Raw genomic sequence first — 9,996 nt, 5'->3', positions numbered from 1 at the left:
CCCCCCCCCCCCCCCCCCCCCCCCCCCCCCCCCCCCCCCCCCCCCCCCCCCGGCCCCGCCCCCCCCCCCCCCCCCCCCCCCCCCCCCCCCCCGCTGCCGGCCTCGGCGGTCGCCTCGTCGAGGACGACCACGGGCGGGTCGCGCAGCAGCACGCGCAGGACATCCGCTGTGGCCCGGCCCCCCAGACCAGCCCGATCGCGGTGCACCGACTCCAGGCCGCTGGTCAGCTCGAGCAACGGGCTGACCGCGATCCGGGTACGGTCGATCGTCGCCTCGCCGAAGCGGATGCGAATCACCCGCCCAGCCCCATCACCGCCGGCCGGATCCCGCGGTGCCGCGGCACGGCACTCAAGCCGGTGTGTCGCCCCGGCGGTACGACTGCAGCAGCTCGCCGATCTCCGCCGCGCCGTCCTGCAGCTCCGCGAGGTCGGCCGGGGTGAACGTGTGCTGATCGAAACCGAGCACACAGTGCGCGCCCATGACGTGACCGTCGACGATGACCGGGACCCCCGCGTAGCTGCGCACCCCGTCGACGGTCACCAGCGGGTTCGTGGCCTGGTCGGGATCGATCGTCGCGTCGGGAACCACGTACGCGCGTCCCGTCCGCACCGCGGTCGCGCAGAACGACCATTCGCCCGGGGTGCCGTGCAACTCGGCGAGCCAACCGTCCAGGCCGTGCGAGCCGGGGAAGAACTGCGCCGTGTCCAGCACCATGCTGACCAGGCTCACCGGCTGGTGGAGTCGTTCGGCGGTGCGGGCCGAGATCGCGTCCAGCCGCCTGCGCAGCTCGGGGTTGTCCACGTCGATGCCGGCCATGACCGCCAGCCGGTCCCGCGCACGGCTGTCGTCACTGTTGCTCATGGGTTCCTCGCGATGGGTTCTGGTCGCGGACGAGACGTTCGTAGGCCGCCAGCCGGAGGGCGACGCCGCGCCCGCACAACTGGATGAGCGGCTCGGCCACCTGCATGGTCCCGAGGAGACGGTGCAGCGCGGCCGGGTCCGTCTCGTCGCCGTGGAGCCCGGCCCGGAACAACAGGGTGCGCCACGTGTCGTCGGCGTGCGGCCCGTAGAAACCCTGCAGGGCGACCCGGGCCGTCTCCAGGGTCGGCCTGGTCAGCGAATGCGACGGCGGTGCCGTCTCCACAGCCTGCTCGATCATCGCTGCCTTTCGTCGGCCGGATGTGATGGCGCCGCCCATCGGATGTATCGGCCGGTGTGGGTGACACTCTGAGGAATACCCTCGTGGCGGCGGTTCAGGCGGCGCTCGGTTCAGGTGCCGTGGACGCGGGGTCCACCAGCGTGGCGACGATGGAAGCCGGTTCGACCGGCCGCCCGAACAGGAAGCCCTGGCCGTGGTCGCATCCGAGCCGGCGCAGCATCTCCCGCTGGTCGTCGGTCTCGATGCCCTCGGCGACGGTGCGCAGGCGCAGCGCCCGCGCCATGGTGACCACCGCGTCGACGAGGGCCCGGTCGTCGGCGTCGGTGGCGACGTGCGAGATGAACGCGCGATCGATCTTGAGGATGTCCACGGGCAGGAGTTTCAGGTAGTTCAGCGACGAATACCCGGTGCCGAAGTCGTCGATCGCCAGGTGCACGCCCAGCTCACGCAGCGTCCGCAGGGTCTCGACGGCCGCGTCGACGTCCTCCAGGAGGATCGACTCGGTGAGTTCGAGGGTGAGGCAGCGGGCCTCGATGCCGGCTTCCTCGATCACCTCCCGCACGTCGGCGACCAGGCCCGGATACTGGAACTGGCGGGCCGACAGGTTGACGTTCATCGTCAGCTGGTGCCATCCGGGCATCTGCTGCCATCGGGCGAGTTGCCGGCAGGCCTGTTGCAGCACCCACCGGCCGAGCGGCACGATCAGGCCGCTGGCCTCGGTGTTGTCGATGAACTCCTGGGGACCGAGCAGCCCGCGTACCGGGTGCTGCCAGCGGACCAGGGCCTCCACGCCGATCAGCCGCTCGGTGCGCAGGTCGACCACCGGCTGGTAGTGCACGACGAACTGCTCACCGGCCAGAGCGTGCTCGATCTCGAGGCGTTGCTGCGCCTCGTGGATGACGCTGGCGTACATGGCCGGCTCGAACAGCGCGTACGCGTTGCGGCCCTGCCGTTTGGCGGCGTACATGGCCAGGTCGGCGTTGCGCAGCAGTTCCTCGCCGGTGAGGTCCCCGGCGTCGCCGGCCGCGACCCCGATGCTGGCCGTGCAGTGCAGGTCGCGGCTGGCCAGCCGGATCGTCCGGCGGATCTGCTGCAGCAGTTGTTCGGCGAAGGTGCCGGGGTCGCGTCCGTCGAGGTCCTCGATCAGGACCGCGAACTCGTCGCCACCGAGGCGGGCCAGGGTGTCGGCGGGGCCGACGGTGTCGCGAAGCCGCCCGGCGATCGTGGTGAGCAGGTCGTCGCCGGCGCTGTGCCCGAGGTTGTCGTTGACGTCCTTGAAATTGTCCAGGTCGACGAGGACGACCGTGACCTGCGCCCCGCGCCGGGCGGTGGCGTGCTGAAGCCGGTCGCCGAACAGCGCCCGGTTCGACAGCCCGGTGAGCGGGTCGGTGAACGCCTGCCGGCTGAGCTGCTCCTCCAGCGCCTTGCGGGTCGCGATGTCGCGCATGCTGATGACCAGGGCCTGCAGGTCGGCGTCGTACAGGCAGTTCGTGCCGATGATGTCGACGACCACCCAGGAGCCGTCCGCGCGACGCAGCCGGGCCTCGGCCTCCGCGGTGGTCGCGGGCGCCGAGGAGCGCAGCGCGGTGATCCAGTCGCGGATCCGGTCGAGGTCCCGGGGGTGGACCAGGGCGCCGAGCATGGCGCCGTTGACGGCGGCCGCGGGATGACCCAGCACGGTCTGCATCGACGGGCTGGCGTACCGGACGTCACCGTCCCGGCCGAGGCAGATCACCATCTCCGGCGAGTTCTGCAGCAGGGCCTCGGTACGCCGCTCGGCCGCGCGGCGCCGGTTGTCCAGCCGGCGCCGGTTGTGGGCCATGATCGCGCTGACCGTCACCACGCTGACCAGCACCGCGGTCATCCCGACGACCAGCACCGTGGTGGCGTCGGTCAGCAGCATCAGGAAGCCGGCCAGCACCAGTGTGCCCAGGCCGACCACGACGGTCGCGGAGTACAGGGCCGCGGCCATCACGACGATCAGCATCGCGCACGGCAGGTACAGCACCAGCCCGGTGGGATCGTTGAGGGCGAACGCCACCAGAACGGGGATCTCCAGCACCCACCACAGGACCAGCCACAGCCGGACCCGCCGGTGGTGGATCCACCGGCGCCAGGGCAGCGCGCCGACCAGCGCCTGCGTCCCGGCGGCGGCAGCCATCGGCACGGCCCACCACCGTTGCCCCGGTGCCCAGTTGACCAGCACCTCGGCGACGCCGAGCAGGGTGACGACCGTCGCGATGACCGCACCGAGCCGGATCTGGCGAGTCCAGAAGTCGGCTTCCAGGTCGTCGATGCGCGGTGCGGGCACGATCGCCTAATCGGCGACGACGGCACGCAGTTGAGCAACAGCCCCGGTCAGCGCAGAGCGCGCCGGCCTTTCACCACGCCGAGGACGACCGACGCGATCAGCGCCACGATACCGATGATCAGCAGCCACTTCAGCGCCTTGAGGAGCAGACCCAGCACGATCAGCACCACGGCGACAACACCGAGGGTGACGAGCAGCGTACGCATGGCGGGACTCCTTCCGCGCCGGCACACCGCCGGGTCGCGGGCGGTGTGTACCCCGTGCGTGGTGTTCGTATGCGCCGCGGATGATCTCGGCCTCCGGTAAGCGGATTATCAATCCGCTTAGGCTACGCTCCATGCGGATAGGTAATCCGTTTAGCGTTGGAGGCTTCATGAAACACGCCGCAGACTGGGCCCTGACCGACCAGACCGGGCGTACGTTCGTCGTCACCGGCGCCAGCAGTGGCCTCGGCGCGGCCATCACCCGCCACCTCGCCGCACACGGCGGACGGGTGATCATGGCGGTCCGCGACACGGAGAAGGCCGAACACGTCCGCGACCGGCTGATCGCCGACCATCCGGCCGCGGACCTGCAGATCCGTCACGTGGACCTACTCGACCTCGCCAACGTGCACGCCTTCGCCGACCGGCTGCGGGCCGACGCCGTCACCATCGACGCGCTGATCAACAACGGCGGCATCGGCAACGTGCCGCGGCGACTCAGCCCGCAAGGCGTCGAAAGTCAGCTGGCCACCAACCACCTCGGCCACTTCGCCCTCACCGCCCTGCTGCTGGACCGGCTGAGTGCGGGACGCAACTCCGTCGTGGTCACCGTCGGTTCCAGCCTCTACCGGCTGGGGCAGCTCGACCCCGACGACTTCGCGGCCGAGCACGGCTACTCACCCGGGCGCGCCTACGCCCGATCCAAGCTGGCCAACGTACTGTTCGCCCTGGAATTGGACCGCCGGTTGCGCGCGGCCGGATCGCCGGTGCGCAGCCTGCTCGCCCACCCCGGCATGGCCAAGACTCAACTCGACCGGGAGGCGCCGCCGCTGGACCGGCTGGTCGGCGCGGTACTCGGACTCTTCCTGCGCCGTCCCGTCGACGAAGCCGTCGCTCCGATCCTCTACGCCGCCACCGAACCTGCCGCTCCGGCCGGCGTCCACATCGGCCCGGGCCGGCCCTTCCGGCCGGCGCGGCCTACGTTCGAGAAACTTGCCGGCTCGGCCACCGACCGAGACCTCGCGCGACGGCTGTGGTCGCGTTCCGCGGCGATCGCCGGAGCCGACATCGCGCCGGCGACGCCTCCGCTGACCCGGTCAGGCCTGACGAACCCCGGCTAGGACCGTCATGATCTCGTCCGCGCCGTCGCGCAGGACGGCGAGCTCGTCGTCATGGAAGACACGTGTGCCGACGTCCATGACGCAGTGGGCCCCCAGGGTGTGGCCGCTGCCGTCCTGCAGCGGCATCCCGGCGTAACTGCGCAGGCCGGTCATCCGTACCAACGGATTGTCGGCATGCTCCGACTCGGCGGCGCTGGCCACACAGTAGGGCCGGCCGGTCAGCACGGTGTGGGTGCACAGCGCCCATTCGGCCGGAGTGCCCTGGACGTCGGCGACCCAGCCCTGGATACCGTATCCGCCGACGATCCACTGCGAGCTGTCGAGGATCACCGAGACCAGCGAGACCGGTGCGTCGAGGCGCTGGGCGGTTCGAGCGGCGATGGCGTTGAGGCGGTCCGACAGCCCGGGAGCGAACAGGTCGTAGCCGGCCAGTTGCCGCATACGCTCCGGCGTGCCGAGACGGTCGAACAGCTCGGGGAGAGCGAAGGTGTTCACGTCAGCTCCTGGTGAGAGTGTGGGCCGCGCCCAGATGGGTGTGCGAGGAGAGCCGGATGCGCAGAGCCTGGGCGCAGAGCCGGCTGACCGGGTCCAGCTGCGCCATCGCTTCGACGATGTGGAGGACTGCGCTGTCGCTCGTGTCGCCGGCCTTGATCCCGGCGGCGGTGAGAAGCCCGGCCCACACCGCGGGGCCGCCCGGGCCGTGCACCCGGTGCAGGGCGTCACGGGCGTCCTGCACGGTGGGGCGTTGCAGTCCGTAGGGGCGAGAATCGGTCTCGGGCACGGGGGCTCCTGACAACGGTGGCGGGCAGACCTGTGGTGACGCTCAGTGACGGAAGCCGTTGACCAGCGTGGTCAGCTCGGCCGCGAGCCGCGTCAGGTCGCCGGCGGCCTGCTGCGTGGCCTTCGCGCCGTCCGCGGTGGCCGCGGCGACCTCGGCGACACCGGAGACGGTGCGGGCCACGTCACCGCTGCTGGTCGCGGACTCGGCGACGGACCGGCTCATCTCGCTGGTGGTCGCGGTCTGTTCCTCCACCGCCGAGGCGATGGTGGTGGTGTAGTCGCCGATCTGGGCGATCACGGTGGTGATCTCGCCGATCGCGCGCCCCGCCGCATCGCTGGACGCCTGGATCGCGGCGATCCGGGCAGTGATCTCCTCGGTCGCCTTGGAGGTCTGCTGCGCCAGTTCCTTGACCTCACCGGCGACCACCGCGAAGCCCTTGCCGAGCTCCCCGGCGCGGGCCGCCTCGATGGTGGCGTTGAGCGCGAGCAGATTCGTCTGCTCGGCGATGCTGGTGATCAGCCGGACCACGTCGCCGACCTCGGCACTGGCCGTGCCCAGCTCCGCCACCTGGGCGTTGGTGCGCTCGGCGGCGGCGAGGCCCTGCCGTGACACCTCCGCTGCCTGCGCGGCGTTGCTGGCGATCTCGGTGATCGAGGCGCTCATCTCCTCGGCCCCCGCGGCGATCGACTGTACGCCGGTGTTGACCTCCTCGGTCGCGGCGCTGGCGAAGGTCGCCCGCTCGGCCGCGTCCGAGGCACCCGCCTGCAGCTGCGAACTGACCGCCGACAACTCCTCCGAGGCCGCTGACAGGGTGGCCGCGGAACCGCCGATCGTGGTCACGGTCTCCCGCAACTTGCCGACCGCGGTGTCCAGGGAGGCGGCCATCAGGCCCGGTTCGTCGCGGGAGGTGAGGCCGGCGGTGCGGGTCAGGTCCCCCGCGGCGAGGCTGTCGCACACCGCTTTGACCTTGTGCAGTGCGCGCACGATGCTCTGCGCGATCAGAGAACCCAGGGCCAGCGCGATCCCGAGCCCGGCGACGAGCAGAATGATCGACAGCAGCCGGGCGGACTTGTACTTCGACTCCGCGTCCGCCGCGGACCTGGCCGCATCCGCCGCCTCGGCGTCGGCGAGGTTCTGCAGGTCCTTGCCCATCTCCACGAGCATCGGGCGGATGACCGTGTCGCGGGTGTTCTGCCAGGCCTTCAGGTCGTTACGGGCGCCGGCCGGCAGTTGCGTGGTCCGGGCGACCTCGGCCCAGCTCTGGTAGGTCGACTCGAGGTCGGCCACGACCTTCGGATCGCCGGCCGGGTTGCTGGCCCGGTACGCGGCCAGTGCCGCCGTGACCGCGTCGAGGTCGTCGGTGAAGGACTGAGTGTACTTCGCGATCGTCGGGGCGTCCTGGGAGATCGCCTGGTTGGCCAGATCGACACGGGCCTGAGACAGCACCGCCTTCAGATCACCGACCGCGTCGACGCTGGCGACGTTACTGCTGTAGATCTTGTTGGCGGCGGCGCTCGACGCGCTCAACGCCCGCAGACCCACGACGCCGACCACCAGCGCGACCGCGGCGGCCAGGAGAATCGCGGTCAGTATCTTCGTCCGGACGCCCACGTCCGCGAGGGCGTGGCGTCCCGGCCCGGACCTGGCCGCGGGACCCGCAGCAAACGTCGTCGCCCCCATCATGCCCTCTTTTCTCTCTGGTCACGGGCACCTGTCGTGGGCGGCGGCGCATCGTTTTGCTCGCCCACCCCCATACGTTCGGCACCCCGGCTGCAACCCTGAGTGGCCGCTTCATGCCGAAGCATGCGACGAGTGGCGACACCGGTCACCAGCAGCAGGCCGGCCGCGACCCAGAAGGCGTCCCGGATGCCGTGCGACGCTGTGCTAGCGGCGGTGATCCGCAGGAACACCGTGCCGAGCACCGCCGTGCCCAGCGTGGCGCCCAGTTGCTGGACCGCGTTGAGCAGGCCCGCGGCCGAGCCGGTCTCCTGCGGGTGCACCCGGTGCAACGCGGTGGTGAAGAACGGCACCGCGAACAGGCCCTGCCCGGCGCCGAGCACCACGAAGCCGGCGAGCACCAGGCGCGGGAAGGCGCCGGCGGATCCGAACTGGTAGATCGTCGCGGCCAGGACGGTCCCGGCGGACAGAGCGACCAGGCCCGCGTACATCACCCGGGCGCCATAGCGGGGGACCAGTCGGGTGCCGGCCACCCAGGATGCCACCGCCATCGCCGCCGACCAGGGCAGCAACGACAAGCCGGCGGGCAGCACGTCCAGGCCCAGACCCAGCTGCAGGTGCAGGACCACGACGAGGGTGAGCCCGTTGACGACCGCGAAGAACAGCACCGACGTGGCCAGGGCGGCCGGAAAGCCCGGGTTGGCGAACAGGCTCACCTCGACCAGGGCACTCCGCCGACGGCGGTCGCGCCGCCGCTGGTGCCACACCAGAATCGCGAGCACGGCGACACCGCCGGCGATCGAAAGCCAGCTCCACCACCGCCAGCCGGACGAGCTGCCCTGGATCAGCGGATGGACCACCAGCGCCGACCCGGCGACGGCCAGGGCGTTCCCGGCCAGGTCCAGGGACGGCCGCCGCGTCGGTACGGGCTCGCGCAGCAGCGGGGAGACGGCCAGAACGGCCAGCCCGAGCGGCGCGTTGACCAGGAACACGGACCGCCAGGACATGCCGAACAGGTCGGCGTGCGTCAGCACCCCGCCCGCGATCGGGCCGCACACCGCGGCGAGACCCATCACCGGGCCGATGCTGCCCATCGCCCGGGACATCTCCGGGCCGGCGAACATTTCCTTGATCATGCCGATCGTCTGCGGGATGGCCAGGGCGGCCATCGCGCCCTGGACCACCCGGGCGGCGATCAGCGCGCCGGTCGACGGGGCGAGCGCGCACGCCACCGAAGTGACCAGGAAGCCGGCCACGCCGACCTGGAAGACAGCCCGGCGGCGGTAGATGTCACCGAGCCGGCCACCGGCGATCAGCAGCACCGAGAACGACAGGGTGTAAGCGGCGGTGTACCACTGGATGTCGGCGGCCGACCCGCCGAGCCGATCGTGGATGACGGGCGCGGCCACCGTGACGATCGTGGCGTCCAGCAGGTTCATCGCCTCGGCGACCAGCAGTGCGATCAACGCCGGCCATCGCCACCGGTACGGCGACTCCGGTTGCACCCGGGTGGTCGTCATCAGTCCTCCTCGCGCGGGATACGCGGGATCCTGTGCGACCCCGGCCGTCGGGAGAACTGTGCCGGGCCTGCGAATCAGGGCTCGTACATTTGCTCAGTGGTTGTCAGAAAGCTCCATCCGAGCGAGCTACGGGCGAATAATCGTCCATCACCGTCCCATCGGGCTGGACGCCTTGAGCGTGCGCAGCACCGGAGCCGACTCGATCGCCTGGATGGCCTCCAGCTCGCCCAGCCGGACAGTGAGGTAGTCATGGAGATCGGCCGGGCCGTCGCAGAGCGCGTTGGCGACCAGATTCGTGCGGCCCGTGGTCACGGCGACGAACGCCAGCTCCCGATGGCCGGCCAGGGTGGCGGCCACGTGCGCCAGCCGGGCCGGTGGCACCGACATCCACAACAGAGCTTTCGTGCGGGCGCCCAGTTGCGAGGTCTCGAACTCGACGTCGAAGTAGACGGCACCCCGCTCGCGCAGCTCGGCCAGGCGCCGGGCCGCGGTCACCGGCGTACAACCGGCGGCCGCCCCCAGTTCGGTGTGGGTGGCCCGGCCGTCGCGTGCCAGCGCGGCCAGCAACCGGCGATCGATCTCCTCGAGACGGCCGTCGACGCCATCGGCCCGTGCCTGCGGGCCACGCAGCTGCTCCTGCTGCTCGGGGGTCAGCGCGTCGGCCATGCCCGGCCACACCGACGGCCCGCCGCGATACGTGCGCAGCAGCAGGTGCGCCGACACCTGGGTGATACCCGAGCGGCGCGGGATGTCGCGCAGCAGCAGCGAGTGGTCCGCGACGTCCGGGTCGGCCTGCACCAGCGCGACGATCTCGGTGCCGCCCGAGGTCAGATACACCCACGACGTGTCCGGCCGGCGGACCAGGGCGTGAGCGAGGTTCTGCGCGCTTGCCGGGCTGGCCACCAGCCGGAGCATCCACTGCGCGCCGCCGGTCGCTTCGAGCCGTGGCAGGCCGACGACCCGCAGCGACGACCCGGTCCGCAGACGCTGGTAGCGCCGGGCGATGGTCTGCGGTGACACCCCCAGTACCGCGCCGACCCGGCTGAACGGCACCCGCCCGTCCAGGTGCAGCGCGTGCACCAAGGCACGGTCGATCTCGTCGAGCACGGCAGCACCTCCGGCATCGGAGCTTAGTGCTTCAGTTCGTAAGTCCTTCGGGGGTTGACGGTCCGGGGCTTTGATGCGGCCAGTTGGCGATGGGGCTGATGAGGACGTTGCAGACGA

Annotated in this window: 10 protein-coding genes; 1 reads left to right on the top strand and 9 read right to left on the bottom strand. The window is 71.3% G+C overall.

What is annotated here, in order from left to right:
• Nucleotides 1-348: 348 nt before the first annotated feature.
• The 4 genes from ACH442_RS47425 to ACH442_RS47410 form a co-directional block, all read right to left on the bottom strand.
• Entirely contained in the window at nucleotides 349-861 is a 513-nt protein-coding gene (locus ACH442_RS47425) for a GAF domain-containing protein (RefSeq protein ID WP_396344809.1), read from the bottom strand.
• Nucleotides 848-1,159, bottom strand: a complete 312-nt coding sequence (locus tag ACH442_RS47420) for a hypothetical protein (protein WP_396344808.1) — start codon at nucleotides 1,157-1,159, stop codon at nucleotides 848-850. The genes ACH442_RS47425 and ACH442_RS47420 overlap by 14 nt, the downstream gene beginning before the upstream one ends.
• A gap of 94 nt (nucleotides 1,160-1,253) precedes the next feature.
• Nucleotides 1,254-3,470 (bottom strand): putative bifunctional diguanylate cyclase/phosphodiesterase, encoded by a 2,217-nt coding sequence (locus ACH442_RS47415; protein ID WP_396344807.1) that lies wholly within the window; start codon nucleotides 3,468-3,470, stop codon nucleotides 1,254-1,256.
• Nucleotides 3,471-3,517: 47 nt separating this feature from the next.
• Nucleotides 3,518-3,676, bottom strand: a complete 159-nt coding sequence (locus ACH442_RS47410; protein ID WP_396344806.1) for a hypothetical protein — start codon at nucleotides 3,674-3,676, stop codon at nucleotides 3,518-3,520.
• Between the two features lie 167 nt (nucleotides 3,677-3,843).
• On the opposite strand from ACH442_RS47410, the gene ACH442_RS47405 reads away from it, so the two are divergent.
• The gene (locus ACH442_RS47405) at nucleotides 3,844-4,794 is read left to right on the top strand and encodes an SDR family NAD(P)-dependent oxidoreductase (protein WP_396344805.1); all 951 of its coding nucleotides are present in this window, start codon (nucleotides 3,844-3,846) and stop codon (nucleotides 4,792-4,794) included.
• On the opposite strand, the gene ACH442_RS47400 is transcribed toward ACH442_RS47405, so the two are convergent.
• The 5 genes from ACH442_RS47400 to ACH442_RS47380 form a co-directional block, all read right to left on the bottom strand.
• Entirely contained in the window at nucleotides 4,771-5,289 is a 519-nt protein-coding gene (locus tag ACH442_RS47400) for a GAF domain-containing protein (protein WP_396344804.1), read from the bottom strand. The two genes, ACH442_RS47405 and ACH442_RS47400, sit on opposite strands and share 24 nt — an antisense overlap.
• Nucleotide 5,290: 1 nt before the next feature.
• Nucleotides 5,291-5,575 carry a hypothetical protein gene (locus ACH442_RS47395; protein WP_396344803.1) on the bottom strand — a complete coding sequence of 95 codons (285 nt, stop codon included), beginning with the start codon at nucleotides 5,573-5,575 and terminating at the stop codon, nucleotides 5,291-5,293.
• Between the two features lie 42 nt (nucleotides 5,576-5,617).
• Complete coding sequence (locus ACH442_RS47390) at nucleotides 5,618-7,186, bottom strand: methyl-accepting chemotaxis protein (RefSeq protein WP_396344802.1); 1,569 nt, start codon at nucleotides 7,184-7,186, stop codon at nucleotides 5,618-5,620.
• 68 nt (nucleotides 7,187-7,254) lie between these two features.
• On the bottom strand, nucleotides 7,255-8,772 hold the full coding sequence (locus ACH442_RS47385) for an MFS transporter (protein ID WP_396344801.1): 1,518 nt from the start codon (nucleotides 8,770-8,772) through the stop codon (nucleotides 7,255-7,257).
• Nucleotides 8,773-8,919: 147 nt separating this feature from the next.
• Complete coding sequence (locus ACH442_RS47380; RefSeq protein WP_396344800.1) at nucleotides 8,920-9,879, bottom strand: Lrp/AsnC family transcriptional regulator; 960 nt, start codon at nucleotides 9,877-9,879, stop codon at nucleotides 8,920-8,922.
• Nucleotides 9,880-9,996 lie beyond the last annotated feature (117 nt).

The sequence above is a fragment of the Actinoplanes sp. NPDC020271 genome, assembly GCF_044388125.1.
Classification (GTDB): domain Bacteria; phylum Actinomycetota; class Actinomycetes; order Mycobacteriales; family Micromonosporaceae; genus Actinoplanes.
The sequence above is the reverse complement of the archived record's forward strand: the minus strand, read 5'-3'. Positions and strand labels throughout refer to the sequence as shown.

Bases quoted from the DNA above. Each gene is read 5' to 3' on its own strand.
- ACH442_RS47405 (WP_396344805.1), top strand. From the start codon at position 3,844: ATGAAACACGCCGCAGACTGGGCCCTGACCGACCAGACCGGGCGTACG.
- ACH442_RS47420 (WP_396344808.1), bottom strand. From the start codon at position 1,159: ATGATCGAGCAGGCTGTGGAGACGGCACCGCCGTCGCATTCGCTGACC.
- ACH442_RS47425 (WP_396344809.1), bottom strand. From the start codon at position 861: ATGAGCAACAGTGACGACAGCCGTGCGCGGGACCGGCTGGCGGTCATG.
- ACH442_RS47410 (WP_396344806.1), bottom strand. From the start codon at position 3,676: ATGCGTACGCTGCTCGTCACCCTCGGTGTTGTCGCCGTGGTGCTGATC.
- ACH442_RS47385 (WP_396344801.1), bottom strand. From the start codon at position 8,772: ATGACGACCACCCGGGTGCAACCGGAGTCGCCGTACCGGTGGCGATGG.